Origin of the sequence: Gimesia aquarii (assembly GCF_007748175.1) — a bacterium.
Classification (GTDB): Bacteria; Planctomycetota; Planctomycetia; order Planctomycetales; family Planctomycetaceae; genus Gimesia; species Gimesia aquarii_A.
In genome coordinates, this window is record NZ_CP037422.1 from 1,904,707 (window position 1) to 1,930,623 (window position 25,917).

28 protein-coding genes are annotated in these 25,917 nt (G+C 43.8%); 17 read left to right on the forward strand and 11 right to left on the reverse strand.

What is annotated here, in order from left to right:
• Positions 1-211 precede the first annotated feature (211 nt).
• From V202x_RS07600 to V202x_RS07640, 9 genes are all read left to right on the forward strand, one after another.
• Entirely contained in the window at positions 212-910 is a 699-nt protein-coding gene (locus V202x_RS07600) for a PIG-L deacetylase family protein (RefSeq protein ID WP_145172673.1), read from the forward strand.
• A gap of 78 nt (positions 911-988) precedes the next feature.
• Entirely contained in the window at positions 989-1,480 is a 492-nt protein-coding gene (locus V202x_RS07605; RefSeq protein WP_145172675.1) for a DinB family protein, read from the forward strand.
• A 95-nt stretch (positions 1,481-1,575) separates the two neighbouring features.
• Positions 1,576-1,953, forward strand: coding sequence for a globin (locus V202x_RS07610; protein ID WP_232098904.1), 378 nt, complete (start codon positions 1,576-1,578; stop codon positions 1,951-1,953).
• Positions 1,954-1,990: 37 nt separating this feature from the next.
• Positions 1,991-2,404 carry an HIT domain-containing protein gene (locus V202x_RS07615; RefSeq protein ID WP_145172679.1) on the forward strand — a complete coding sequence of 138 codons (414 nt, stop codon included), beginning with the start codon at positions 1,991-1,993 and terminating at the stop codon, positions 2,402-2,404.
• A gap of 35 nt (positions 2,405-2,439) precedes the next feature.
• Positions 2,440-3,447 (forward strand): Gfo/Idh/MocA family protein, encoded by a 1,008-nt coding sequence (locus V202x_RS07620; protein ID WP_145172681.1) that lies wholly within the window; start codon positions 2,440-2,442, stop codon positions 3,445-3,447.
• Between the two features lie 172 nt (positions 3,448-3,619).
• The gene (locus V202x_RS07625) at positions 3,620-3,988 is read left to right on the forward strand and encodes a cupin domain-containing protein (RefSeq protein WP_145172683.1); all 369 of its coding nucleotides are present in this window, start codon (positions 3,620-3,622) and stop codon (positions 3,986-3,988) included.
• Positions 3,989-4,087: 99 nt separating this feature from the next.
• On the forward strand, positions 4,088-4,549 hold the full coding sequence (locus tag V202x_RS07630) for a hypothetical protein (protein ID WP_232098905.1): 462 nt from the start codon (positions 4,088-4,090) through the stop codon (positions 4,547-4,549).
• 51 nt (positions 4,550-4,600) lie between these two features.
• Entirely contained in the window at positions 4,601-5,950 is a 1,350-nt protein-coding gene (locus tag V202x_RS07635) for a glutamine synthetase family protein (protein ID WP_145172685.1), read from the forward strand.
• 264 nt (positions 5,951-6,214) lie between these two features.
• Positions 6,215-6,628 (forward strand): PilZ domain-containing protein, encoded by a 414-nt coding sequence (locus tag V202x_RS07640; RefSeq protein WP_197993277.1) that lies wholly within the window; start codon positions 6,215-6,217, stop codon positions 6,626-6,628.
• A gap of 81 nt (positions 6,629-6,709) precedes the next feature.
• Here V202x_RS07640 and V202x_RS07645 read toward each other — a convergent pair whose 3' ends face one another.
• Positions 6,710-7,888: an HD domain-containing phosphohydrolase gene (locus V202x_RS07645; protein ID WP_145172689.1), complete on the reverse strand. Its 1,179-nt coding sequence runs from the start codon at positions 7,886-7,888 to the stop codon at positions 6,710-6,712.
• A 26-nt stretch (positions 7,889-7,914) separates the two neighbouring features.
• Positions 7,915-9,906, reverse strand: coding sequence for a response regulator (locus V202x_RS07650; protein WP_145172691.1), 1,992 nt, complete (start codon positions 9,904-9,906; stop codon positions 7,915-7,917).
• Between the two features lie 590 nt (positions 9,907-10,496).
• Between V202x_RS07650 and V202x_RS07655 the strand changes: the two genes are divergently transcribed.
• The 3 genes from V202x_RS07655 (at position 10,497) to V202x_RS07665 (ending at position 14,081) form a co-directional block, all read left to right on the forward strand.
• The gene (locus V202x_RS07655) at positions 10,497-11,231 is read left to right on the forward strand and encodes a FadR/GntR family transcriptional regulator (protein WP_145172693.1); all 735 of its coding nucleotides are present in this window, start codon (positions 10,497-10,499) and stop codon (positions 11,229-11,231) included.
• A 49-nt stretch (positions 11,232-11,280) separates the two neighbouring features.
• The gene (locus tag V202x_RS07660) at positions 11,281-12,762 is read left to right on the forward strand and encodes a hypothetical protein (RefSeq protein ID WP_145172695.1); all 1,482 of its coding nucleotides are present in this window, start codon (positions 11,281-11,283) and stop codon (positions 12,760-12,762) included.
• A 191-nt stretch (positions 12,763-12,953) separates the two neighbouring features.
• Positions 12,954-14,081 carry a leucine-rich repeat domain-containing protein gene (locus V202x_RS07665; protein WP_145172697.1) on the forward strand — a complete coding sequence of 376 codons (1,128 nt, stop codon included), beginning with the start codon at positions 12,954-12,956 and terminating at the stop codon, positions 14,079-14,081.
• A 52-nt stretch (positions 14,082-14,133) separates the two neighbouring features.
• Here V202x_RS07665 and V202x_RS07670 read toward each other — a convergent pair whose 3' ends face one another.
• Together V202x_RS07670 and V202x_RS07675 are read right to left on the reverse strand one after the other, a co-directional pair.
• Entirely contained in the window at positions 14,134-15,441 is a 1,308-nt protein-coding gene (locus V202x_RS07670) for a Gfo/Idh/MocA family oxidoreductase (protein ID WP_145172699.1), read from the reverse strand.
• A gap of 324 nt (positions 15,442-15,765) precedes the next feature.
• Positions 15,766-17,460, reverse strand: a complete 1,695-nt coding sequence (locus tag V202x_RS07675; protein ID WP_197993278.1) for an arylsulfatase — start codon at positions 17,458-17,460, stop codon at positions 15,766-15,768.
• A 300-nt stretch (positions 17,461-17,760) separates the two neighbouring features.
• On the opposite strand from V202x_RS07675, the gene V202x_RS07680 reads away from it, so the two are divergent.
• Positions 17,761-19,305 (forward strand): sulfatase, encoded by a 1,545-nt coding sequence (locus V202x_RS07680; RefSeq protein WP_145172703.1) that lies wholly within the window; start codon positions 17,761-17,763, stop codon positions 19,303-19,305.
• 101 nt (positions 19,306-19,406) lie between these two features.
• Positions 19,407-20,279, forward strand: a complete 873-nt coding sequence (locus V202x_RS07685; RefSeq protein ID WP_145172706.1) for an alpha/beta hydrolase — start codon at positions 19,407-19,409, stop codon at positions 20,277-20,279.
• Positions 20,280-20,390: 111 nt separating this feature from the next.
• Here V202x_RS07685 and V202x_RS07690 read toward each other — a convergent pair whose 3' ends face one another.
• The 3 genes from V202x_RS07690 to V202x_RS07700 all read right to left on the reverse strand — a co-directional run bounded on the left by V202x_RS07690 (position 20,391) and on the right by V202x_RS07700 (position 21,766).
• On the reverse strand, positions 20,391-20,765 hold the full coding sequence (locus tag V202x_RS07690) for a VOC family protein (RefSeq protein ID WP_197993279.1): 375 nt from the start codon (positions 20,763-20,765) through the stop codon (positions 20,391-20,393).
• An 87-nt stretch (positions 20,766-20,852) separates the two neighbouring features.
• Positions 20,853-21,275, reverse strand: a complete 423-nt coding sequence (locus tag V202x_RS07695) for a hypothetical protein (RefSeq protein ID WP_145172708.1) — start codon at positions 21,273-21,275, stop codon at positions 20,853-20,855.
• Positions 21,276-21,310: 35 nt separating this feature from the next.
• Positions 21,311-21,766, reverse strand: coding sequence for an SRPBCC domain-containing protein (locus tag V202x_RS07700; protein WP_145172710.1), 456 nt, complete (start codon positions 21,764-21,766; stop codon positions 21,311-21,313).
• Between the two features lie 107 nt (positions 21,767-21,873).
• On the opposite strand from V202x_RS07700, the gene V202x_RS07705 reads away from it, so the two are divergent.
• Positions 21,874-22,221 (forward strand): ArsR/SmtB family transcription factor, encoded by a 348-nt coding sequence (locus V202x_RS07705; RefSeq protein ID WP_145172713.1) that lies wholly within the window; start codon positions 21,874-21,876, stop codon positions 22,219-22,221.
• Positions 22,222-22,272: 51 nt separating this feature from the next.
• The gene (locus tag V202x_RS07710; protein WP_145172715.1) at positions 22,273-22,740 is read left to right on the forward strand and encodes a DUF1569 domain-containing protein; all 468 of its coding nucleotides are present in this window, start codon (positions 22,273-22,275) and stop codon (positions 22,738-22,740) included.
• A 50-nt stretch (positions 22,741-22,790) separates the two neighbouring features.
• Here the strand turns inward: V202x_RS07710 and V202x_RS07715 are convergent, their stop codons facing one another.
• The 3 genes from V202x_RS07715 to V202x_RS07725 all read right to left on the reverse strand — a co-directional run bounded on the left by V202x_RS07715 (position 22,791) and on the right by V202x_RS07725 (position 24,099).
• Positions 22,791-23,129: a nuclear transport factor 2 family protein gene (locus tag V202x_RS07715; protein ID WP_145172717.1), complete on the reverse strand. Its 339-nt coding sequence runs from the start codon at positions 23,127-23,129 to the stop codon at positions 22,791-22,793.
• Positions 23,130-23,193: 64 nt separating this feature from the next.
• Positions 23,194-23,565 carry a VOC family protein gene (locus V202x_RS07720; RefSeq protein WP_145172719.1) on the reverse strand — a complete coding sequence of 124 codons (372 nt, stop codon included), beginning with the start codon at positions 23,563-23,565 and terminating at the stop codon, positions 23,194-23,196.
• A 102-nt stretch (positions 23,566-23,667) separates the two neighbouring features.
• Positions 23,668-24,099 (reverse strand): GNAT family N-acetyltransferase, encoded by a 432-nt coding sequence (locus V202x_RS07725; RefSeq protein WP_145172721.1) that lies wholly within the window; start codon positions 24,097-24,099, stop codon positions 23,668-23,670.
• A gap of 184 nt (positions 24,100-24,283) precedes the next feature.
• Between V202x_RS07725 and V202x_RS07730 the strand changes: the two genes are divergently transcribed.
• A complete protein-coding gene (locus V202x_RS07730) occupies positions 24,284-25,120 on the forward strand; it encodes a class I SAM-dependent methyltransferase (protein ID WP_197993280.1) in 837 nt (278 codons plus the stop codon).
• A 47-nt stretch (positions 25,121-25,167) separates the two neighbouring features.
• On the opposite strand, the gene V202x_RS07735 is transcribed toward V202x_RS07730, so the two are convergent.
• Complete coding sequence (locus V202x_RS07735) at positions 25,168-25,857, reverse strand: hypothetical protein (RefSeq protein WP_145172725.1); 690 nt, start codon at positions 25,855-25,857, stop codon at positions 25,168-25,170.
• Positions 25,858-25,917: the final 60 nt, after the last annotated feature.

The following is a 25,917-nucleotide window of genomic DNA, read 5'->3' on the forward strand; positions in this document are numbered from 1 at the left end:
GCCAACCAAACCAATGCTTACAGGTTTGGTTGGCTTTTTATTTACCTTCCCCACCTTCTTACCTTCTTTTTTGAGCCTCTCTTCATTGCAAATCATGCATTATTGATAGCAGTCTGCATATAAGCTGATTATCATCAGTAAAGGTAGAATCAAAAGATTTTTCCTGTAAAAATTTGTGATATCGTTCCTACTTCTTAAGAGAAATTCTACTATGGCTGATCAAAAGACATTACTGGCAATTGGTGCTCATTTTGATGATTGCGTGTATGGTGTACCTGGTGTCATGTTAAAAGCAGTTGCGAAAAACTATCGAGTGGTCCAGCTCATTCTGATTGGCGACTACAGCAACTGGCCTCCCACTAAAGGTCGCGAAGAGGCATTTAGAAAATCTGTGATCAGTATTGCTCATAATTTTGGTGTCGAAACCCGATTTCTTGATTTCGCATCTCATCAATATGATACATACGAAAAAACCAAACAAAAAGTAGCTGCCGCTGTTCACGAGATCAAGCCGGACATTGCCCTGCAAATGTGGGAATACGATCATCATCACGATCATACTGTTGCATCTCAGCTTAGTAAGATTGCCCTCAATCACGGTGGGCGAGTGCTCAATCAAGATCGATTCAAAAACCCACGCACGATTTATCATTATGATAATGGCCCGGGGCATACGGTTGGATTTGAGCCAGACACATTTGTCGATGTGACCGATTACTGGAATAAATCAATGGAATGGCTCGGCCGTTATATGGCTTTGCAGAGGAACGTTGACTATGATCCCACACAGGCCCATGGAGCCTTACAGGGCAAAGAAACATTAGCCCGATATCGCGGTCAAACGTGCCGCGTCAAATATGCAGAAGCACTCTGGGCTCCCCGTAAGCAACCCGTAGAAATTTTTAATTGAGCTTTTCGGTATCGAAAACGAAATTATTCCGTTCCGTAAAAATGCGATCCCGAAAATTTAATTCCTGAAAGGATTCTGATGAGTCTGGCGTTGCATATCAAAGCGTCTTTGGAGCTTCCCACATTTATCGTTAATGGTTATCTCGAAGATCTAACAAATGACGATCTATTTGTCCGGCCTGCTGAGAAGATGAATCATCTCGCCTGGCAACTGGGACACTTGATTCATAGCGAGCATTTTCATGTGACCGCGGTTTATCCAGGTACTATGCCGGAACTCCCTTCTGGATTTAAAGAACGGTACACCGCTGAAACGGCAGCCAGTGAGAATCCCGCTGATTTTCATTCAAAAGCAGAATACATTCAACTGATGCAGGAGCAACGTCAGGGAACGTTGAATGTCCTTTCTGACCTCAGTGATGAAGATTTGCAAAAGCCATCGCCTGAAACAGTTCGCTATCTGGGACCAACCATTGGTTGCGTCTTTGCCGGAGAGGCAACTCATTGGATGATGCATGCCGGACAATGGGCGGTCATTCGACGTAATTTAGGAAAACCTCCATTATACTGATACGAATGACTGTTTTTTTGAATTCAAATACTACGTCACATTCATCTGCGAATAAGATGAGCTAGCCTGAGTAAAACACAATAAAAATGAGTCAAATGAGTACAGAAGAACTTTATGAGCACTTAGGTGAAGATCAACTGCGACGACTGATCGCTGCGTTTTATTCCAGAGTAAAATCGGATGACATTCTGAAACCCATGTATCCTGCTGATGACTTCTCAGGAGCAGAATATCGATTGAAGGAATTTCTGGTTTATCGATTGGGAGGTCCACAACGCTATCTCGAAGAGCGCGGGCACCCTGCATTGCGAATGCGACATGCTCCCTTTGCCATTGACCAAAGTGCCCGGGATCGGTGGATCGAATTAATGAATCAAGCTATGCTTGAAGTCGACTTACCAACAGAGGCCGCTGAAATACTGAAATCGTTCTTCGATCAGATGGCAACTTTTTTGATCAATCGAGCGGGATGAGAACTCATTTTCTTTTATTCGTTAATCGGACTCAAACATGAAACTCGATGATCGCTTGCAGGCAGACTGTCACCTTCTATATGAGATTGAAGAATCAACGCTTCTGTTGATGAATAATTCGCTGGTAAGCTGGTTTATCTTAGTACCTCATTGTGATGAAATTGAGCTAACGAATTTACCCTTCGATCAGCAAACCGCAATTCTGAAAGAAATCAATCTGGTATCTCGATTCATTCAACAGTCATTTCTCCCTGACAAAATGAATATTGCAGCTCTGGGCAATGTCGTCAGTCAATTACATGTGCATATCATCGGCAGGAAACACAATGATCCCTATTGGCCCGCTCCTGTATGGGGACATTCCCAAACTCAAACTTATTTGGATGAAGAAGTAAACACTATCAAAAGAAACTTTAAATCATTTTATGCGGCTGAACATAGCGAGACATAAATCAATGAGGCATCTCTAATCGATAGAGCAATACCATGAAAAATCAACCTTTACGTATCGGTATCCTGGGTCTGATTCACGACCATGCCTGGGACCATTTGTCGCAATTACAACATTCCGAAAATGCCACACTGATTGCTGCTTTTGACAGGAATCAAGAGCTACGTGATCAGATCAATGCTGAATATGACTGCCCGACTTATGCTTCGGCTGAGGAGTTGTTTGCGAACCACGAGTTGGATGGCGTTTATATTTTCAGCAGTAATCATGAAGGAGCACAGCTTGCACTTTTGGCTATCGAGCATGGACTGGCTGTGATGATTGAAAAGCCCATGGCGGCGAATCTCTCACAGGCAGAAGCCATGCTGACTGCTGCCAACGAAGAGAATGTCTGCCTGATGGTCAATTGGCCCTTTGCCTGGTGGCCACAAATGCAACACGCGATCACAATGGCTAAGGCAGGAGACATTGGAGACATCTGGCAGGTCAAGTATCGTGCTGCGCATGCCGGCCCTAAAGAGCTGGGCTGTAGCGATTACTTCTGTGACTGGCTGCTTAATTCGGAATTAAATGGAGCGGGTGCCATGATGGATTACTGTTGTTATGGCTGTGTTCTCGCGAGTGTTTTACTAGGCGTGCCGGAATCAATCACTGGTATTGCCGGGCAATATCGACCAGTATCTCTAGGAGTCGAAGATAATGCTCTAATCACCATGCAATATCCTAAAGCAATCGCGACGGCAGAAGGCTCCTGGTCACAAATCGGCACACTGACGGCTTACACAACAGCCATTTATGGTACTAAAGGAACATTGATGGTTGAGCCACGAAAAAAGGGACCTTTGATGTTAGCAACTGAGGAACAGCCAGCCGGAGCAGAAGTCAAAGTCCAATGTCCATTGCTTTACCTGCAAACCGCCACCGAACATTTCGCACATTGCGTCCGAACCGGCGAAGAACCCTGGTTACTCTGCAACCCCAAATTTGGTCTCGAAGCGCAACGCATTCTGGAAACTGGAATACAGCAAATAAAAGAATCTTAAAAACGAAATCTTGGTTGTACTATAAGAGTCAACATTCGTCTAAAACCGTTGGATGCGTAGTGAGTATGTCATTCAAATAAAACAAGGCTCAACCGAGCCTTTCATGTCTTGCTACAGAGTCTTAAAATAAAAGTAGTAATAAACGTGATATTTTCACAGAAGGATTGACATTATGGCTCTGTCGCATGCAAGGGCAGGTGAAGTAGTCAGTGTAGAGCCGCTCGGATCTGAGTTGGAATCAACGAATACCACCACGCTGGTGAAAACAGATCACCTGGAAATCATTCGTTTGATTTTGAAGTCTGGTAAATCACTACCAAACCACATCGCGCCTGGAATCTTAATTGTTCAATGTCTTGAGGGACGCGTCCTTTTTCAATGTCTGGGAGAAACTCACGAACTCACTCCGGGACAGTTTTTACATCTGCCGGATGCCGAGCCCCATGCTGTCGAAAGCCTGGAGTCGGCTGCACTGCTACTCACAATAGTTCGTACACCCTCAAATGATCCAGTAATCGATGAAACGTCTGAGAAGTCTTGACCAGTGATCCCCCAACCTGATAAAGAACGAATAGAGAGTCACTAAACTTGAGAATTAAAAAACGATAGTCCAATTTTTAAGATATAACCTAAGGAGCCAATGATGAAATATTTGATGCTGATTGTAGTCTCTGGAGTTTTGATAATGCTTTCAGGGAGCCGAATAGACCATTCTTCTCCGATCTTTGCTGTAGAAAAAACGGAACCATCCCAGAAACCTAAAGTTAAAAAGAATCCAACACAAAAAAACGTTTCTAAATTCATGCAAGCGAAGTTAGATAGTTCTAAAGACGTCCTGGAAGGACTAGTTACAGAGGATTTCAGTCTTATCCAGAAAGGAACTAAAAAAATGATCGCCATGAGCAACGCCACCGATTGGCAAGTCGTGGAAGGACCGATCTTTGCACAACAAAGTGCAGAATTCCGTAATGCGGCAAAGCAGTTGTTAAAGAATGCTCAGAACAAAAATATTGACGGTGCTTCTCTCAGTTATCTTCACCTTACAATGACCTGTATCGCCTGCCACAATCAAATTAAGAAGAGTGTTGTCGTTATGAGATAACTCTTTATACAAAAAATGTAGACCGATTTTTATTATTCAGAAGAGAATCAGATGTACCGCGAAACGATAGAGAAACAGTTAAAATCTGAGAACATCGAACTGATACGTGCCATTTATGTTGGACCGGATGGGATCTCACGTGGAAAAGCGTTTCGCCCCGGTAATCTTGATGAAATTATGGAGTCTGGTCTAGGGCTGACTCAAGCACAAGCTTCGGTGAATGTCTTTGATCATTTGCCACAAACAAGTAAATTTCAGCCGGTGGGAGAAGTTCGTATTCGGCCTGATCTCTCTACATTCCAAGTGTTACCATATCTCGCAGGGCATGCCCGTATGCTTTCGGATATCGAAACCATCGATGGCCAGCCCTGGGAACTTTGTCCGCGTAGTCTATTAAAGTCATTTCTTGCCAAACTAGCTGAAAAAGAAATGACGATTCGCACTGCCTTTGAAAATGAATTTACCATATTCAAAAAAGTGGAACAGTTATGGAAACCTCTGGACCAGTTAAACTGTTTCAGTTCGACTGCCATGGATCTGGCCAGTCCCTACATTCTACCAATGATCTCTGCGCTCGAAAAACAGGGCGTCATGGTTGAAAAATACTATCCGGAAGCAGGCCACGGACAGCATGAAATTCCCGTTCGTCATCAGATTGGTTTACAGGCCGCTGATCAACAAGTTGTGTTTAAGGAGACAGTACGTGGGATAGCATTAGCGAACGACTTCCGTGTGTCGTTCATGCCCAAAGCCTCGCCAGACTCAGCAGGAAATGGTTGTCACATTCATTTTAGTCTCTGGGATGCTCAATGCCAGCGAAACTTATTTTACGATGCTGACGGAGATCAGTGTCTTTCTCAAACGGCCCGCCATTTCATGGCAGGCATCCTTGACCATCTCCCTGCATTGATGGCATTTACGGCACCGACCACAAATTCGTATAAGCGTTTTGTGGAACGTTGTTGGAGTTCGAGTTATATTTGCTGGGGTCCGGACAATCGTGAGGCGACGGTGCGTGCTGCCTCTGGTTTTAAAGGACACGAAGCAGCGACTGTCAATCTCGAATATAAACCCTCAGACCCCACCTGTAACCCTTATCTGGCGTTATCCGGCCTGATCTGTGCAGGTCTGGATGGCATTGAGAAAGCAGCCGATCCAGGAGAACCAGTATTAACAGATCCCGCTCTGCTTTCAACACAAGAACGAAAAGACCGTGGCATAACAGGCTATCCTGCGAATCTGGCATCAGCGTTGGATGCATTGGCTCAGAATGACGTTTTGCAGGCAGGTTTTGGCGAAAGCCTGATCACTGACTATATCACAATGAAACGGGCAGAAATTGAAATGCTCGATGCACTCGGCACTGACGCAGAACAGCAGGCTTATCAGTTCCGCTTTTGAGGCGCTTTCCGATTCCTTAATCATCTGACCAAGGCTTACAATCAAGTCGTAAGTATAAACGGTCTAATTGGTAGAACTGATAGAGTTGCTAATGAAGCATCATTCATACTAAATCATTTTTAACTCATATTTTGAGTGTATATGGAGGTAATCACAGTAAAAAATAATTTGATTTATGGCGTTCTTAAACTAGGTTTTAATACTCAGTTCCTTTCATAGACATATCAAGTTACATCACAACTAGCATTGAGAGGATTCATTGTATTGAAGAGTTTTACAGATTTTTACGAGTACTCAACCGAACAGCAACAACTCCTTCCCAAAGTCGTCAACTTACTCTCTCAGATTGAGGAGCGAGCTAAGCACATTTACGGGAAGCAGCGTGCTCATCCGAGAATTGATTTCCGCGGCTTGATAGTCGTCTCGTTTTCTATCGACTTTTCTGAACCGATTGAAATTTATTCCGGTGAAATGATTACAGTATTGGGACGCTCCGTTTCTCAATCCGGGATCTCGTTGATTTGCCCTGATCATATTGCACAAGAAGAACTGTTCTTGAAACTTCCTCTGAGTGAGTCCATGGATACCTGGTTCAGTTCCAAAATTGTTCGCAAACGAAGAATCCTGGATGCGTTCTGGGAATATGGTATTCAATTTCAGGCTCGTCTCGACGTCTAGTCAGTACCTCTTTTCGCGAACCACATTCAACAGCAATTCAAGCCGCTGAAGATGAGCATGAGTGTAAAAATGCCTTACAACTCATTCGGTCTCCGCGTAATCAATTTGAACCTGGATAATATCCTGCCGACGCGAAAAGAAAGCATCTAGCACTTCTGGATCGAATTGAGTCGCCCGACCTTCTTCAAGAATTTTGAAAGACTTTGTTAGGGAAAAAGCAGGTTTATAAGATCGTTTACTCGTGAGAGCATCAAAAACATCAGCGACCGCAGTAATTCGTCCCTGAATCGGAATGTCTTTGCCCTCTAAGCCCAAAGGGTACCCCGTGCCATCCCAGCGCTCGTGGTGCGTCATGGCAATGACTTTTGCCAGAGAGAGGATAGGAGAGTCGGGAATATCCATAATTTTCGCTCCCATTTCAGTATGCATCCGAATCAATTGCGCTTCATGCTCGGGTAGACAGTCAACAATTCTCTTTCCGAAACCACAATGTTTTTTCATCGAATCATACTCTTCGGGTGTCAGTTTGCCAGGTTTGAGCAGAATTGAATCTTCGATCCCGATCTTGCCAACATCATGTAATTGGGCAGCAGGTTCTAACAGCCATAGCTCTCGTTCTGAGAATCCTAATTCCTCTCCAATAATACGTGCATACTTACCAACTCGAATTACATGCTGACCTGTATCATCGTCTCGAAACTCAGCAGCACGCGCCAGACACTGGATCACACTCAATCGTGATGCTTCAAGTTCTTTCGTTCTCAATCGCACGGCTTGTTCAAGGCTTTCTGAATGTGCTTTAAGCTGATCCTGAGATACTTTCACTTTTAAAACATTTCGAATTCGTGCAATCAGCTCTCCATGATGAATCGGCTTGGCAAGCAAGTCAGTTGCCCCTTGTCTCAAGGCAGATATTTTGGTTTCGTTATCAGAACTAGCTGTGAGAATGATGACAGGGGTATCCGCCAATTCTCTATGGCCACGAATTTGTGCCAAAATATCCAAACCCGACACCTCTGGCATATTAATATCCGACAAAATCAGATCAGGCCGCTCCGACTCAATCATAGAAAATGCTGAGGAGGAATCTTCTGTCGATATCAGATTCGTAAATCCTTCCATTTCCAGATAATACTGAATCATATCGAGATTAATTTTCTCATCATCTATGATCGCAATACTACACCCATCAAACTCATTGCAGTTAATTAGTGTTTCTGGGTTCTCAACCATAGATTTATTCAATGTCGAATCGATCATATTTCTGTCTTTCTCTTTCGTAACCCTTAGACGCTAGAAACTGCGTTTTTCGTTGTTAAGCGACTCCCCATCGTTCTGAGTTCGGAAATTAACAAATTCGCAGATTCTTTTTCTTTTTGTTGAGCAGCTGATTCTAATTGATATGCAAGTTCTGTCAGACAACCAAATCCCGCGGTACCTCCGGTGCCCTTTAGCCAATGTGCTAGCTCTTCTAACAGTTTCCAATTCTCCTTATCCAATGCCATCTGCATCTCTTCAATTTTTAATTTGAAGCGTTGAATAAATTCTTCGACGATTTGAAATAATTGCGGTATGTCTGTGGGAAGATCTGACAGAATAGGTATATTGTCATTTGTAGTCAGACAATAAGGTTTTTCTTCTGGCTGAGACTGTGTGATCGCATCACTCAGGGGTGAATACACGCCTACCGTTTGAAGTAAACTATCGATATTGATCGGTTTGGTGAGAAAGTCAGAACAACCTGCTTCAAGACACTTTTTACGATCTCCACGCATTGCATTTGCTGTAAGTGCAATGATTGGTAATGAGCAGCCACGCGATCGCAAAATTTGGGTCGCCGTATAACCATCCATCTCCGGCATTTGCATATCCATCAAAATGAGATCAAATAAACCGTCTTCATATTCAGAGAGTGCCTCTTCACCATTTTCTGCACATGTCACTACCGCATTGGCATTTGTTAGCACCAACGAAACCAAATCCCGATTCGTTTTACCGTCATCAACTAGTAAAACTCGGAGGGATTGAAGCTGATTTGATGCTTCATAATTGCGTTTCGTATACGATTCTGCAGTAAGCGCCTCTGTTGGTGGTACATCAAAGATCTTCACATCTTCCATTGTTCCCGCATCTACTCGAAGCCGGAACACACTCCCTTGACCGACTTCACTTTCTACAGCAAGGTCACCTCCTAACCCTTCTGCAATTTGGCGGCAGATTGTCAGTCCTAGTCCGGTTCCTCCAAAACTGCGTGTGATAGAAGAATCCGCTTGTGTAAAGGCAGAAAAGATATTTTTCATGTTCTCGGGCTTAATCCCAATCCCTGTATCATGCACTTCAACAATAAATTGTGGTGGATTATGTGAAACGTCCAATTTTGCAATCAGTTTCACACCACCCTCTGTTGTAAATTTCACTGCGTTTCCAACCAGATTCATCAATATCTGTCGTAATCGAGTAGGGTCCGTGTTAATCATTTCGGGAACGCCACTTTCCCACTGACACTCCAGATAGAGGCCTTTAGGTTTTGCTTGAACACGCATCGTTGAGAGTACATCAGAGATAATCTTATGCGGTGAGCAATCCAGTTTTTCGAACTCCATACAGCCAGCTTCAATCTTGGAAAGATCTAGAATATCGTTGATCAAACCAAGGAGATGCTCTCCGTTCTTGTAGATCACATCTAAATATTCTTGCTGTTTCTCTTTTGATTCAACTCCACGTCTCAGTACATCGGTAAAACCCAAAATTCCATTCAACGGTGTGCGTATTTCATGGCTCATATTGGCCAGAAAGTTACTCTTCTCATGATTTGCATCTTCAGCAATCTTTTTCTGTCTGAGTTGAAGGTCACACTGTGCACTCATGAGAGTTGTGATATCGAGAAAACGGTATTCGTCGTTATCACATTTCACAATGATGGGTTCATAAGCCCCCGCTGAAGGACGACCTAATATCTCGCGGACGGCTTCACTGATTGGCGCGGTCTCATTCAGTTGCAGCGACGTCGTTTTTAGATGCTCAACCAGCATCTTAACGGGTCTCCGTGAAAAAGTGGTTCCACAAAATGATTGGGTCATATTCTCAAAGCAGGAAGTTCTTGAGAGTAAACCATAAAACTGATGCTCATCCCGTATCAACACACCATTGATATCCGGCCGGGATTTAAAAAACCGCTCGACTTCTGAGCCAAGAGTCTCCGGAGTGAGAGAATCATCACGTAACTCAAGATCAGTTAATGTCGAATTGGTTGTCAGATTGTAGGGATTGTAAGTCACGTGATGGCTCTGGTATTACGAGACGGTGTTCCTATGAATTGCTTTCATAGATACTCCAAAAATCAAAACTCTTTTCTGCTTGATTTAACAAGAAAAGATTCTCACTTTGGTACTGTTTCATTTCACACTTTAAAAAATAGTATTAATCCTGATTCCAGATGAAAGCATTTAAAAAAAACACCTCCTGGAAACCCTAAAGACACCATTCTCGAAACGGTGTTTATTAATTAAGTGCAATCACTATAAGTACTTTGAAGACTTTAAGGTCGTTCTGTCAGCAAAGGAGGAATTCCTCTTAAAATGGGAAATGAACCTCTCAAAATACCGACAAAACTTAGTTAAAAAATTCGAAATTAGTTCAATTCAACAAAATACATCATCAATTGATTCACTTTCAAATTTTAAAATGAATCAAAATATTTCCTAAAGTGATTCTAAATAAATATTTACAACAGAATTACATTCAGGATTCCTTATTCACTTCTTAATAAATAATTGTAATAGTATTATCATATTACTAAAATGTTTAAATAAACGTGAGGTCAATAGACATTGCATTGAAAACGGTGCTAACACAAACGAGGTTTTTGATGTCGAACACTTTCGAATCGGGAAATAAGAATATGTTGGAACCGGCAATGTCGCTTAGTGCACAAATTGCCGAGCGCATCTGTGAACGGATACAAGATGAGAAATTAGTGCCTGGGACTTATCTGGGAACTGTCGACAAGTTAACCGAGCAATTTGGTGTTTCACGAACTGTCATCAGAGAAGCCATCGGCAGTTTACGCGGCTTGGGAATCATCACAGGACGCCCGAAACTCGGTCTGTCTGTTGCCGAAGGAGATGTTCAATCTGTACTACGAAAAGCGCTCATCCCTCGTACAACCAATAAAAAAGGTTGGCTTGAACTTGCGAAATTTCGTGTCGTGATTGAAATCGGTTCCATGCCTTTAGCCATCGAAAATACGACTACAGAGCAAATCGATCGGTTGAATCTGCTTGTTACCGAGCAAAAACAATTGCTGGAAGATCAGCAAAAAGATCCCTCGCGCGTATTTCAAGAGTTCATTCAGAAAGACCTCTTATTTCACGAAACGCTTCTCGAGGCAGCCAATCAAGATTTGATTTCGCAATTCCACCAGGTACTTGTGAAATACTTCTATCAGGGTGAAACGTACTTTCCCTCTCCTACAATCAAAATGGTTCATGAACATGCTGACATCGTGAAATCGATTACAGATCGTGACAGTGCATCCGCCTTACAAGCAATGAACGTTCATTTAAGCCCGATCCTGAAATTGATTAAAACCGCTAATGCATAATCACTATCTATTATTCCTGAGTATAATTAAGCGAACAGAAAGATTTAGTATGAACTCAACTGAAAGTATTCAAACAAAATTTGTCTTCATTTTGTACATACTGTTTTTCGTTTCACTTAGCACTTCCTTCGCCGCGGATGAAGTTATTGACGTCGGTTCTCACAGGGAATTATTCGTAGATCGGTTTATTGTAGACAAATTGGAAGACGCAACGCTCAAACTTCATGCTCCCCAACTGATGCCACCGGTCACACCAGCACGACCACACGGCCATTACGCTACAGTCTTGAATGCAGGAGACAAATTCCAATTTTATTATCGAGGGGATACCAAACCGGGTAATCATTGGAAAAAAGGGTGGGAGCAATATCACGATGGTGAAGTGACGCTCTATGCTGAAAGCAAAGATGCAATTCACTGGACTCTACCGAAACTCGGCGTTTATGAAGATCATCCCACATTCCCGTCCGGGAATGTTGTCCTTATGAATGAATTTCTGATCACACATAATTTCACACCATTTATTGATACACAGCCTGGCGTACCAGCAGAAGAAAAATACAAGGCGCTGGGAGGCCTGGCATACCAACCCAACCAACACCTGGAAGTGAAAAAAAGACGCGGTCCAGGTGGTCTTAAGGCATTTGTTTCGCCTGATGGGATTCACTGGAAGAAGCTCCAGGAAAAACCGGTCATTCCTGAAGCATGGGGGAAGTATTTTGACTCTCAGAATTATGCGTTCTGGTCTGAAAGTGAGCAGGCTTATGTCTGTTACTTTCGTCGCTTCATCAAAGGGTATCGTGGTATCGCCCGCACCACCTCAAAGGATTTCATTAGCTGGACTCCCTTTGTCGAAATGAACGCGAATTTGCCCAATGAGCACCTTTATACAGCCTGCACACAACCCTATTTCCGTGCACCACATATCTATTTTGCTTTGCCAACAAGATTTATGGCCAAACGGGGTGCTGCTACTGACATTCTCTTTATGAGCACACGCGGAAGTGCACAATTCGATCGCGAATTTACCCAGTCCTTCATTCGTCCCGGTATTGGGAAAAGTGGCTGGGCGAATCGTGCCAATTATGCAGCGATTGGCATTCATCAGACAGGACCAGCCGAAATGTCATTTTTTCTGACTGGTGGCCGGCGCTACGCGATGAGGCTTGATGGAATTGCTTCTGTGAATGCACCATTAGAAGGAGGGACGCTTACTACAAAACCGCTGAAGTTTGTTGGCAATGAACTTGAGATCAATTATTCCACCAGTGCTGCCGGTCAAATCTTAGTAGAACTCCAAGATGATAATGGTAAACCTATTTCTGGCTTTACACTTGATGATTGTGAGCCCATTTATGGAGATCATATCGCACGAACCGTGAAATGGAAGAACGGAATAGACGTCTCAAGCCTGAAAGGAAAACCGATCAAAATTCACTTTGTAATGGAGGACGCAGACCTCTATTCGCTGAAGTTCAATCCACGAGCAGGGTCGAATCAGGTAGTTGAAGCGGGCAAGACTCTTGATTAATCTCGAAAGTATGCAAGTGGGAAACTTTCATTTCTCATTCAATCTCATATTCCTCTTTTTCTTTAGTTCATCACGAACAATTCTTTAAAAAAGAAATTTGATTCCCTGCCGTCGGTTTTGGGTCATTTACAGAATCGGTATGCTTTACTGCTAACGTAAACGATCTAGACCTAAGATTGAAGGAATGAGATATGAAACCGTTACAGGGAACAGTGGTTCTCGTTTTTGCATTATCACTGATTGCAGGGTGCACACCAAAATCTGAGAAGAAACAAACTGCGTCCGAAAAGTCTTCAGGGGCAATAAAGGTAAAAGAACCTGTAAAAACACAGGTTCCACCTGAAGAAGTGAATCTGGCCGATTCATTGAAAGCGGCAGGAGCTAAGCTAAAAAAAGACCAAGATGGTTATGTCATCGAAGTCGATCTTCGGGGTACGCAAATCGATGATCACGCTCTCAAGGACATTGCGGGTTTATCACGTCTGCGTTATCTGTTGCTAAATGAAACCAAAATCACTGATGCCGGATTGGAGCCTGTTGGCAAAGTAGCCACGTTACAGAATCTGGATTTACGGAACTGCAATTTAAATAATAAGGCCATTTCCCATTTAACAGGACTCTCAAAACTCAAAGCACTGCGGCTGTCCGGCAATTCTGATATCGACGACGACGCGATGGTAGATATCAATCAACTAACGAACTTAAAAGCGTTAATGCTCGACTTTCTCTGGGTCAGCGGAGATGGCCTTTCAGAGTTGAAAGATCTGAATCACCTGGAAGAGTTGTATCTGGCAAAGACACTGGTTGATGATGAAGGCTTGACCACACTGACACAATTTCCCAAGTTGAAAAAAACGCGTTTATCTCAAAACCAGATTTCTGATGAAGGGCTTACGATCATGGCGAAGCTCCCTCAACTCGAAGAGCTTGACCTGAGCGAGAATAGTCTGCTCTCAGACACAGGTATGGAACACCTGTCTGGATTGAGTAAGCTACAAAAACTCAACCTCTGGCGTGTGGGGCTGACTGATGCCGGTGTGGAACCCTTACAAGGATTGACTAACTTACGCTGGCTCAATCTGGATAATACACGCTTGAGTAATGCAGGGTTGAAGTATTTGAAAGATATGAAACAGCTGGAGTTTCTGCACCTTGGTTCTACAGCGGTCTCTGATGCTGGATTAGCTGATCTGGAAGGATTGACGAGCCTCAAAGACCTGAAGCTGACACGTACTGCAGTCACAGAAAAAGGAGTGGCTGACTTAAAACAGAAACTGCCGAATACCGAAATTCAATTAAAATACATTGAAGGCCAGTAGCCCGACTCACTCAGCAAATGAGGAGCCGGACATATGTCTGGACTAATTCTAACTAAGCGACTTCCCAGCCTTCACGGTACTCTTTGCTGATGTACATGTCGGCTTCGGGACAATTTGTCGCTTTGAGATTGGCGGCATCCCATTCCAGTGCCTGTTTCGCACGATAGGAAACGTTTCCTAGCAACACTGCTTCTGTTAAAGCGCCAGAATAATCAAAGTTGCAAGTTGTCGGTGAACCGTCCTTACAAGCCTTGATCCACTCGGCATGGTGACCAATCGATTTGGGAATGCTTTGTTTGGGTGGTGTGAAGTTGGCAAATTTTTCTTTGGGGAATAATTTGTAACTTCCATAGTTTGCAAACATGGTGCCTTCCGTTCCCACGAACATGACCCCACTACCGGGGACACGTTGTCCTGCAACTTTTTTCGGAATCATATTCCCATCGTACCAAGTCAAATTGACGGGAATCAGTTTATCACGACTCGGGAATTGATAGCGCACCTTCAACCCATGTGGACACGCTTCCGGATGAACTTCTGGTCCTTCCGCTTCGCAGTGTGTAGGATGACGCAGGCTAAGTGCCCAGAAAGGCAAATCCATATAATGGCAGGCCATATCGCCCAACGTTCCCTGACCGAACTGCCACCAGCGACGCCATTGAGCAGGATGATAGCGACCTGCAGCAAAAGGACGCACGGGCGCGGGGCCAAGCCATAAATCCCAATTTAAATTCTGAGGAGGCTCTTGGGTATCGGTAGGAAGATCACCGCCACCCCAGCCTTTTCCAACCCAGACATGTACTTCACCGACATCACCCAGGACTCCCGACTGAACGATTTCCACAACACGACGGTAATTGTCTCCAGCATGGATTTGCGTCCCCAGTTGTGTCGCGACACCATGCTTTTTTGCTTCTTCAGCAATGATGCGTGCTTCCTGAACCGTATGAGTGAGTGGTTTTTCACAGTAGACATGCAAGCCTTTTCGAATCGCACGAATTGAAGCAGGGGCGTGATGATGATCGGTCGTACCAATCACAACGGCGTCAATCTTTCCATCTTCACTTTCGAGCATCTCACGATAATCAGCGTAGACACGGGCATTCGGAAAACTGGAAGAAGCTCGGTCAAGATAGTTTTTATCAACGTCTACTAGAGCAACGATATTTTCCCCTTTGACGCCATCAATGTCGGCTGCCGCCCGATTTGCCGTTCCGATACAAGCAATATTCAGTTTTTCATTGGCAGATTTGGAAGCAGCGGGTGCAAGCCCCGTCCAAATACCTGTAGAAATTGCGGCTGCTCCTGCAGTGGTCGACTTAAGAAAATCACGGCGACTGAAATTTGAATGGTTTTGCATTAATCATTTCCAGGAAAAAAGGCAGGCCGATGGACGCATCGGCAAATTGGTGTGATTGTTTTCATTGATAACGAAATTGTTACTACAATTGTCTTCCCTTTCACTTTTACGTTTCTTCATACATTCTGCTGGATATTTGTGAAGAGGAAACGGCAGGAATTAACGGCAATCCATTATGATCACTGCTAATTTAACATTCCTTATTTATGGTAATTCTAATCACAGCTTATCGCCATTCCAGATCAGCCTACTTTCGTAGAATTTTCAAGAAAGTAGGCTCATGAAATCATCTGGTCTCGATACCCAAACAGTTTTCTGGCCGATTTATGGCGCTGAATTCCCGGCGGATTTTTTGGTGAGATAAACCAGCATCGGACCACGTTCAGTTTCCCCTTCGGTCACTTTAACATCAACGGTTTGTTTACCAGGATGTAAAGTCACATTGTGGAAGACATATTCAGAACTGTCTGCGGGGACTTTGGCATGGAACTGATCCTTACCGACACTTACTGCCAATTCCGTTTCTTTCTGATCCTGTTGTTTTTTGAATTGTACTTTGATGTCGTATGAACCACCTTGTTCGATATGAATCAACCAATGGCCTCGTGCATCGCGAGTCCAACCTTTTCCTTTGGGACCTGCATACCGCCAATCCTGACGAGTTAAAACCGTAGTTGGTTCCTTTACATTGCCCACATGAATCCGTGGTGGTGCATAATTATCAGGACGCGTGGAACTGACATCGGCGAACCAGGTGTCATATTGACGTGTGAGATCTTTGGCGAGTGCCGGTTTCTCACTGCTAAGATCTCGCTTCTCTGCAGGATCATTCCGTAAATCAAATAATTTTCCTGGTTCATTCTGCTTCGAAAATGTCATCTTAAAATTTTGTGTGACAACGGCGGCATTGGTATGTGGCGTGGGCTGATCACCACGATGCCATTGCAGGAACAAAGAACGATCAGGCCAGCTTGCGGCTTCATTTTTCAACAGTGGCAGAATATTGACACCATCCAAATCTAACGTTTTTGGTTTTTCAACCCCTGTGGCTGTAAGAATCGTGGGGAACAGGTCGTAATGAGCGGCGATCTGTTCATTCACAGCGCCTGCTTTCAATTGATCAGGCCAATGTGCTACTAACACAGACCGAATGCCACCTTCATTCACGCCCCCTTTCATGCCACGATGCGCACCGACAAAACGGGGGCCATTGGGGCCATTGTCATTCAAAAACAATACGAGTGTATTTTCGTAAGCCCCGATCTTCTTGAGGCGCTGAAACAGTTTGCCAATATTCTGATCGATATTTTCAATCATTGAAAAAACGCGCGACGTTCGATCAAACTGTTTTTTATTTTTTCGCCTGGAATTCATATCAAAGCCATAAGCATCAGTAAGATCCATCGCTAGATATTTTTTCCGCAAATCTTCAGGCACATCGTGAAATGGGCCATGTGGTGCATTGGTCGCGATATACATAAACGTTGGTTTGTTCTGCGATTCATTTTGTTCAATAAAATTCAAAGCATTGTCAAAATAAATATCCGTACAATACCCTTTCATCTGTTTCTGCTCGCCATTATGAAACAGAACCGGGTCCGTGTATTGACCGGCCCCTTCAGGTGGATCGCTGGGTTGCCCGATGCCTCCTCCGCGGTGAACGAGAACTTCCTGAAATCCCTGGTCCTGAGGTCGCATGGGGTAAGAATCGCCCAAATGCCACTTTCCAAAGATTCCGGTTTGATAGCCGGCAGGAGCTAAAACTTCGGCGATAGTTACTTCTTCAGGTTCCATCATCGCACGACCAATGTAAGTATCAATGGCACGTGTGCGATAGTTATAACGACCTGTCATCAGATTGGCCCGCGTGGGTGTGCAGACAGGACTGACATAAAATCGATTCAATCGTGCCCCCCTTGCAGCCATAGCATCAAGGTTAGGAGTGTTGAGATGTTTGTTCCCCATAAATCCGTAGTCCCAACCTCCCTGATCATCCGTCATGATCAGGATGACATTCACGTGTTTTGCTTCCTTCGCATCAGTAATTGAACAACAAAAGAACTGGGAAATAAAACAGGAACTCAGAACCAACAAACACTTAACCACTGACATTATTATGACACCTAAAAGTAAGGAACTTAAGAAACTAATTACGACAATTTATCTGACTTGAAATACAGAGGGATGTTTTGTCGTCTATGCTAGCTGTTATAATTTCAGTCTATTCATTCGACCGTTACAGTGCAAACAGATTCCTGAAAAGAATCATCTGTCGACAGGTCATCAAACTCCTTCAAACTTAAAATTATGAGAATCACAATGCCAACCAAGTACTGTGTTTGTTTATTCGTAAGCTGCTTTACTCTGTTGTATACGCTCGATTCTGTTGTTAAAGCGGCAGAGAAACAACCCAATATCTTATACATCATGTCTGATGATCACGCTGCTCATTCGATTGGCGCGTATGGAGGACGATTGGCGTCTCTGAATCCAACACCAACGTTGGATCGTCTAGCCAAAGAAGGAATTTTGCTGAAGAACGTTTTTTGTACCAACTCAATTTGCACACCGAGTCGCGCCACATTAATGACGGGGCAATATTCGCATATGAATGGTGTGACCACTTTAAATGGGGCAATTGGTAAGGAGAACCAACATCTGGCTCGGCTCATCAAAAATGCGGGTTATGAAACTGCAATGATTGGTAAATGGCATCTCAAAAAAGAGCCAGCCGCATTTGACTATTATACGGTTCTGCCGGGGCAGGGAAGTTACTTCAATCCCGTGTTTCGCGTGAGAGGCCCTAAGCCGTGGCCAAAAAATGAATTTCGTGCAGGTGGATATGACTCGAAACATTCATCGGATGTGATTACCGATCTCTCATTGAAGTGGTTGAAGAATCGAAAACAGAAACAAAAACCTTTCTTTTTAATGCATCATTTCAAGGCACCACATGACAATTTTGAAAATGCAGAACGATATGACTGGCTCTATCAGGATGTAAAAATTCCTGAACCGGAAACACTGTGGAACCGGGGACAACACGGCCCCCTTGACTTAGCGCGCTATGGGACATCAGTCAGTCGACGCAACGAGAGGCGAAACATGGGGCACCATATGTTTGTTGACGACAGCCTCTCTTCTGATGAATACACCCGTGAAGCTTACCAGCGTTACCTCAAAAAGTTTCTGCGCTGTGTACGTGGTGTCGATGATAATATCAAACGTCTTGTAGAGCATCTCGAAAAAACGGGAGAACTGGAGAATACAATCATCATTTATACTGCCGACCAGGGCTTTATGTTAGGCGAACACGATTACATCGACAAACGCTGGATGTATGAAGAATCATTGCGCATGCCATTCATCGTTCGCTATCCGAAATGGATCAAAGCAAAGTCTACCAATGAAAACATCATTAACAATGTTGATTTTGCACCGACGTTGTTAGAGATGGCAGGAGCAAAGAAACCTGATTTCATGCAAGGTAGATCTTTCTTACCAATCTTAAAAGGTGAAAAGGCTCCCGCTGATTGGCCAAAAGCAACGTACTACCGTTACTGGATGCATATGGCGCACCATGATAACCCTGCCCACTATGGAATCAGGACCAACGATTTTAAATTGATTTTCTTCTATGGTCTGCCTTTGGATGCGCCTGGTGCTGTAAAAAAACCGACGCCTCCACACTGGGAATTATACGATTTGAAAAAAGATCCTCATGAAACAAAGAATGTGATTGCCGATCCCGCTTATGCACCAATCGTGAAAAAACTAAAACAACGGTTAAATCAACTTAAAAAACAAGTGGGGGACACTGATGAAGCCTACCCAGAATTAAAAGCACGCTTAGGTGAATCATGAAACTATCTTGTTTTGGAAAAGATGCCCAATCAAGAGAATCACTGACTTAGGTTAGTCACCGACCACTAAAGAGCTTTAGTCATACAACAAGAGGAACAACTATGGGACGACGACTGATTCGACCCACACTTTTTTTGATCACACTGTTGCTGATCAATTTGCAGCCCGTTCCCGCTCAGGAACAGAAAGCTGACTATAAAACCAAACCCGAGGTCTCTTATCGCAGTGGAATTCAAACTCCGCAGACAGATTATATGCGTGAGCGCTGCAAGCTGGATTTGTACTATCCGACCTCTATCAAAAACTACCCCACCGTAGTCTGGTTTCATGGGGGTGGCTTAAAAGGGGGAAAGAAAAGCGTTCCAGATGAACTGAAGGAGCAGGGTATCGCCATTGTCGCCGTCAATTATCGATTGTACCCCAAAGCAAAAAAACCAGTTTATCTGGAAGATGCTGCTGCGGCTGTCGCCTGGACATTTCAAAATATCGCAAACTTCGGTGGTGATCCTAAATTGATTTTTGTGGCAGGGCATTCTGCGGGGGGCTACCTCACCAGCATGCTTGGTCTGGATAAACGTTGGCTCGCCACACACAAAATTGATGCGAATGACATTGCCGGGCTAATTCCCTACAGCGGACACTGTATCACTCATATGACAGTCCGTGAAGAAATGGGAATCCCACGCAATCAACCGATCATTGATGACATGGCCCCTCTGTTTCACGCACGTAAAGACGCACCACCAATCTTACTCATAACCGGTGATCGGAACCTGGAATTCCCAACCCGCTACGAAGAAAACGCTTATTTGAATCGCTTACTCAAAGTAGTCGGACACAAACAAACACAACTCTTTGAATTGGACGGCTTCACACACAACACCATGCGAAAGCCGGGGCATCAGCTTCTATTAGAAGAAATCAAACGCATCGTTGCTAAAAAGCCAATCGCATCACCACTTCAAAAGAACTAATCCATCCCAGTAAACTCTGAATTCAGTGAATTATTTTGCCGCGTCGACTCAATGGGCGGTGATGTCTTGCACGTCTGTGCCAACATGCACCACCCACTGAATTTCTCTCACTTACTTGGGATACTCGTGAAGTGCCACCCGATTTCCTTCACAGTCTTCAAAGTGGGCGAAAAAACCGTGTTCTCCAATATCTGTTTTTGGAACGAGTGTCTTGCCACCAGCATTATTGATTTTGCCGAGTGTTGCCTCGATATTATCCACGCTCAAATAGACAATCGTCCCTGCTAGCGAAGGGGTATGGCCATCACCATGAATCAATGTGCCTGTTGCACCTGCACCATTTTGTTCCATGGGAAACCACGCCATTTTATTGGGTCCCATTTCATTTTCGACTAGTTCCACTCCCAGGATTGACTCGTAAAACAATTTCGCTTTTGAAAGATCGTTAACAGGGATTTCGAACCAATTTACCGGGTTAATCGACATGTGAGTGCCTCCTTTTTTGATAATAAATATTGATGTTGCAATTCTGTAATGCGAGGTATTTCTACCGAGAACTGTAATTAAATAATTTTATACCACTTGTGAGTTTGACTTGCGATACACAAAAGCCAATAGCAAACCTGCCAAACCAAACTGAATTCCGAGATAGGTCGTTTCTAAACTAAACCAAAGTGATAAGGGTTCAATTGAGTGTTTTGCTGCTTCCGAGAGCACATGCATCGTCCAATGATAAATACCCATGACCAAAGCAATTGTGATCGCTCCCCCAATGAATGACTTGCCATGGCAAAGGAACGGGTAAATCAAAGCCAAAATAAAACCCTGCATCAGAATCGATGCAAAGCCGAAGGCAATAATCGGTTCTTCACGACTGAAATATCCCAGTTGCTCATAAGTACCCTTGAAGAACACAAGGTGCCACAAAAAAGCAAGCGGAAATGTGACAGCCACATAGCAAACCGTTCCGAGTATGATTTTTTTGAATTCGAACATGTCTTTCCCATTCATGTGCAAGCAAACAAAGTCTTTCAATCCTTTATCATAGATTCGCTCAAGAGCTCCAGCGCTCCTGTCCAACCTGCCATGTGCCGTTCCTGCATACCAGGTTTTGAGAATCGTTCGTGTGTCAGAACCAATTCAGTGCCACCATCTTTTTCAAGAAAATCAACTGTGACTTGCGTTTCAATTTCAGCAAACTCGTTAGGCTGTTCCCACGACCATGAATAGACTAGTTTTTGTGGATCATTCACTTCAAGAAACTCACCTTTGACAACATCGACTGTTCCCTCCGGTGATTCAAACCCAACGCGATATTGCCCACCAACACGCAAATCAACCTCAATAAATGGATGAACAAAATCCTTACTCGGTCGAAACCAGCGTTGCATATATTCGGGTGTCGTCCAGACTTGAAAGACATCTTTTGGTGACGCCGCAAATGTGCGTCGTAAGACCAGGACTTCATTTGTTGATTCGGAAACCATGGCTTCAAAAACCTCTTTGAACTTGACAAAAATAGTAGTATCAATTTAATATAGCCATATGGCTATCTATTGTCAACACAATACAAAGTTCGATCCGAAAAAATCCTATGGCGATTAAATATCAAAACCAACTCGACCGCACGTTTCATGCTCTGGGAGACAGTACGCGCCGACAGATGCTTTCCATGCTCTCGAAACGGGGGGAATCCACAGCCAGTGATCTTGGACAGCCATTTGAAATTGCTCAGCCGTCAGTCTCGAAACATCTACGAGTTCTGGAATCTGCTGGCCTGATCTCACGCCGGGTTGATGGCCGGGTACACCGGTTTCGGTTACTGATTAAACCACTACAAGAGGCTCAAGACTGGATCACTCACCAACGTGAGTTCTGGGAAGGATCACTGGATGCACTAGGGGACTTGCTTGATGAGCTGTCTCCAGAGAAAAAGAAGTAACGACAATCATAGTAAGCCCATAGAGTTTTGTTAGAACCAAGGAGAAATCAAATGTCGGTTGTTACTAAAAAAGTTCAAGGCCGTCGTACCGTGCGCTACGAAACACTCGATGAATTACTGGCAGAAGCTGAGCAGTTGGCAACCAGTGATATTCGCACCTTAGGCAATTGGTCTTTAGGGCAGAACCTCAAACACATCGCGATGGCCTTGGACTCATCTATCGATGGAAGTGATTTTAAGTTGCCCGCTCCAGTACGATTTCTAATGTCATTATTCATGAAACGCAAATTTTTGACAAAGTCGATCCCGGCCGGATTCAAGAGTACTGCAAAGTTCATTCCTGATGAAACATCTACCGAAGATGGGCTCACTGCATTGCGGGAAGCAGTCGCACGACAGAAACAAGAATCGAATCGCGTACCACATCCCGGTTTTGGTAAACTGACTAACAAAGAATGGGAAGACTTCAACCTTCGCCATGCCGAAATGCATATGAGTTTTATCGTGCCGAACAATTAAGCGTAAGCTCACAAAGAGTACTCAATCATAAGCTTGAATCAGTGCCAGAACTAGTCTGGCACAAATCCTCGCCCATCAAAGACCAACAAAATTTCAGTAATCTGGTTATCGAAACACTTGAAAAGTTGAGCGATCAATACAGATTCATTTGATTTCTGATACTCAAAGAAGACTGCCACCTGATCTTCACTTTCAGTGATGCTCACGACCTGAAACTGACTTGGAACAGGTGGATCATGTCGCAAACACGTAAGATAGCCCTCTCGGGACTCGAATTGGTGGAATGGCCCTCGAAATTGCAAATTTTCCGCCAGAATCGAAACCAGACCTTCCACGTCACCTGCACAAAATCGTTCAATAAAACAGAGAGTTAGATCACGATTCGTCATATCTGTATTTCTCTATGGGACTCACTTTCAGAAATCTATTCTAACTTAGTAGCATGCCCTTTTGTTAAACGTGCTGATCAACGAGAATCGGGTTTCCGTCGGGGTCAATTGCCACAAAGCTGGCTGGTCCCGTCGTGGCTTCGTCCGCTTCGCTGACTAACTGCACACCCTGTGATTTCAACTCACGTTGAAGATCTCTGATATCCGTAAACGAATCGAGTTGTGTCGCATTACTGTCCCAACCCGGATTGAACGTTAATGTGTTCTTTTCAAACATACCTTGAAAAAGACCGATAATATGATCACCATTCTTGAGGATCAGCCAGTTCTGCGAGGCATCTCCACCGAAGATCTCAAAGCCGAATTTTTCATAAAACGCTCGAGAAGCTTCAATGTCTTTGACTGTCAGACTGATTGAAAATGCGCCGAGTTGCATGACTTTTCCTTTTAAAAATTGACACGATCTGATTCAATGTTGAGTTGATTGTTTGACAATAATCTTAAAATACTGCTCAATAAGATGTGTAGTTGTAATTGATTATGATTCATTGACCAGACCAACCTCTAACGCATGAGTCTGGTTTTGAAAAATCGCCATTGCCGTACTCATCCGCTTGAAACCCAGTTTTTTATAGAAACCTTCTTTGCCCGGATTTGCATACAGAATGATTTTTCTGTGTCCTTCAGAGAGATTGATTAATTTTTGAATGATCTTTTTGCCAATTCCTTTGCCCTGATAGTCGGGATGAATGGCAACGTCACAAATATAGGAACAGTCAACCCCATCCGCGAGCGCCCGACCAACACCAATCAGTTGTGTGCCATCAAAAACAAAACACTTATACATACTATTGCTAAAAGACTTCTGAAGATCAGCCGCTTTCTTCTCTCCAAGAGGAGCAATTTTGTATAAATGAGCCAGCACTTCCCATTCAATATGTTCTTGATCGTAGTTCCAGATTAACGGCAATAGAAACTCCTTCTGAAAAATTTCGTTCTACTTATCAAAATTGTAACACGATTGGAAATTTCTTTCATAGCGTAAGGCATATTTGAGCATACATTTTTCCGGCGTCTTCTATTCCGAATGAATGATTATAAACAATGCATTAACAAACGCTGATAGAACAGCCTGCGTTGACAGATTACTTCGGATGAATACGATAACAATGTCTGCTGCCACTGCGGCATCATACTTGGAATCTATTCATCACTTAATTCTCTGGTCAGGCTACATGACATCGACAGTTTCAGATCACTACGCAAATCACCTGGGACCAATCTATTCGTGGATGGTGGGCGACTTTCATACTGCGTCAGCCAGTATGTCTGACTACTTTGACCATATCGGAATTACCACAAACTCGTCAGGTTGTGCTATTGACCTTGGTTGTGGGCATGGAGTCCAGACGATTCCACTTGCTGAGCGAGGGTTGCGAGTTGTTGCCCTCGATACCTGCCAGCACCTGCTCGACGAGCTTGAAACTAAAGCGGAAGGTTTACAAATTCAAACTGTCCATGATGATCTACTTACATTTACCAATTATATACATGAGCCGATAGAAACAATCGTTTGTATGGGTGATACACTGACACATTTGGATTCGCAGGATCAAATTATCCAACTGATTAAAAACGTGGCAAAAGCTCTGGCTCCCAACGGCATCCTCTGTTTGTCATTTCGCGACTATACAACCAACGAACTCAAGGGGGATGCAAGATTCATTCCCGTGCGATCAGATGAGAAACGCATTCATACCTGTTTTCTTGAATATCAACCAGATTTCGTTTGCGTGCATGACATCCTGCATACAAAGGCCTCAGACGGCTGGGAAATGTCGGTGAGTTCCTATTCCAAACTCCGACTCTCACCAAATGACGTGGAACAGGCAGCGAAAGATCAGCGACTTCAACTAATCAACCGCTTTGAAAAACGCGGCATGATCTACCTTGCATTCCAGCGCAACTCTGAGGAAAACGTAGCGCAATAATACAGAGAGGGGACTAGAACTGTTTTAAAAATTAAACAATGTTTGTATCAATGCTTATTCTCAGTCTGTTGATCTTTCCTGCTCAATAGTTTCCGATAAACGGCTATGTGTCCAATGAGAGCCGCGGGAACCGCAATTGTCGGCAACCAGACGAAAGGAAAATATGTCACCCAGATATTATCTGGTTTAAGACGCTGGAATGCACTGGGAAAACTCAATACCGCGACGCCAACGATCCAAATAAGCAGACAAAGTGCGAGAGTATTCCAGAGAAGAATACCCCATTTAGGAATCCGCTTCACAAAGGGAAACAAGAGCAGTGCGGATGCTCCCGATAAAACGTCCAGATTGATTCCATCCCAAGACATTTGAGGGGGAGCCACTCCTTCTTCTGCAGCAAGATGAATCAGAATCTCAACGGGAATACGAAACGCCTGATATCCAACCAGTAAAGATAACGGCAGGAGCGATAAGTGTTTTCCCCATTTCGAAAGTCCCAATACAATCGTCACCGCGAAGGTCGGAAAAAGCAGCAAGAGAATTCGCGGCGGAGTTGAATCAAAAACGCTCAGTAGACCAGACGAACCAATAATACCTGTGAACACTAACCAGACTATACCGATTCCGAATACCCACCGTGATCGAAGCGCTATGGCAAACATCGCAACGAGTAGGATAGACAATACAATAAAACCGACTTGAAGAATCAAGCTCGGTTGCGCTGGCAGGGGTTCCATTTTCGCAATACTCATTCGAAAAGTAAAAGGGTTTAATTCTCTGAGGAGATCAGCAAAAGG

Bases quoted from the DNA above. Each gene is read 5' to 3' on its own strand.
- V202x_RS07680 (WP_145172703.1), top strand. From the start codon at position 17,761: ATGCCAACCAAGTACTGTGTTTGTTTATTCGTAAGCTGCTTTACTCTG.
- V202x_RS07700 (WP_145172710.1), bottom strand. From the start codon at position 21,766: ATGGTTTCCGAATCAACAAATGAAGTCCTGGTCTTACGACGCACATTT.
- V202x_RS07620 (WP_145172681.1), top strand. From the start codon at position 2,440: ATGAAAAATCAACCTTTACGTATCGGTATCCTGGGTCTGATTCACGAC.
- V202x_RS07710 (WP_145172715.1), top strand. From the start codon at position 22,273: ATGTCGGTTGTTACTAAAAAAGTTCAAGGCCGTCGTACCGTGCGCTAC.
- V202x_RS07670 (WP_145172699.1), bottom strand. From the start codon at position 15,441: ATGCAAAACCATTCAAATTTCAGTCGCCGTGATTTTCTTAAGTCGACC.
- V202x_RS07645 (WP_145172689.1), bottom strand. From the start codon at position 7,888: ATGATCGATTCGACATTGAATAAATCTATGGTTGAGAACCCAGAAACA.
- V202x_RS07615 (WP_145172679.1), top strand. From the start codon at position 1,991: ATGAAACTCGATGATCGCTTGCAGGCAGACTGTCACCTTCTATATGAG.
- V202x_RS07630 (WP_232098905.1), top strand. From the start codon at position 4,088: ATGATGAAATATTTGATGCTGATTGTAGTCTCTGGAGTTTTGATAATG.
- V202x_RS07730 (WP_197993280.1), top strand. From the start codon at position 24,284: ATGAATACGATAACAATGTCTGCTGCCACTGCGGCATCATACTTGGAA.
- V202x_RS07690 (WP_197993279.1), bottom strand. From the start codon at position 20,765: ATGTCGATTAACCCGGTAAATTGGTTCGAAATCCCTGTTAACGATCTT.
- V202x_RS07720 (WP_145172719.1), bottom strand. From the start codon at position 23,565: ATGCAACTCGGCGCATTTTCAATCAGTCTGACAGTCAAAGACATTGAA.
- V202x_RS07705 (WP_145172713.1), top strand. From the start codon at position 21,874: ATGGCGATTAAATATCAAAACCAACTCGACCGCACGTTTCATGCTCTG.
- V202x_RS07665 (WP_145172697.1), top strand. From the start codon at position 12,954: ATGAAACCGTTACAGGGAACAGTGGTTCTCGTTTTTGCATTATCACTG.
- V202x_RS07635 (WP_145172685.1), top strand. From the start codon at position 4,601: ATGTACCGCGAAACGATAGAGAAACAGTTAAAATCTGAGAACATCGAA.
- V202x_RS07735 (WP_145172725.1), bottom strand. From the start codon at position 25,857: ATGGAACCCCTGCCAGCGCAACCGAGCTTGATTCTTCAAGTCGGTTTT.
- V202x_RS07715 (WP_145172717.1), bottom strand. From the start codon at position 23,129: ATGACGAATCGTGATCTAACTCTCTGTTTTATTGAACGATTTTGTGCA.
- V202x_RS07600 (WP_145172673.1), top strand. From the start codon at position 212: ATGGCTGATCAAAAGACATTACTGGCAATTGGTGCTCATTTTGATGAT.
- V202x_RS07625 (WP_145172683.1), top strand. From the start codon at position 3,620: ATGGCTCTGTCGCATGCAAGGGCAGGTGAAGTAGTCAGTGTAGAGCCG.
- V202x_RS07655 (WP_145172693.1), top strand. From the start codon at position 10,497: ATGTCGAACACTTTCGAATCGGGAAATAAGAATATGTTGGAACCGGCA.
- V202x_RS07605 (WP_145172675.1), top strand. From the start codon at position 989: ATGAGTCTGGCGTTGCATATCAAAGCGTCTTTGGAGCTTCCCACATTT.
- V202x_RS07610 (WP_232098904.1), top strand. From the start codon at position 1,576: ATGAGTACAGAAGAACTTTATGAGCACTTAGGTGAAGATCAACTGCGA.
- V202x_RS07660 (WP_145172695.1), top strand. From the start codon at position 11,281: ATGAACTCAACTGAAAGTATTCAAACAAAATTTGTCTTCATTTTGTAC.
- V202x_RS07695 (WP_145172708.1), bottom strand. From the start codon at position 21,275: ATGTTCGAATTCAAAAAAATCATACTCGGAACGGTTTGCTATGTGGCT.
- V202x_RS07685 (WP_145172706.1), top strand. From the start codon at position 19,407: ATGGGACGACGACTGATTCGACCCACACTTTTTTTGATCACACTGTTG.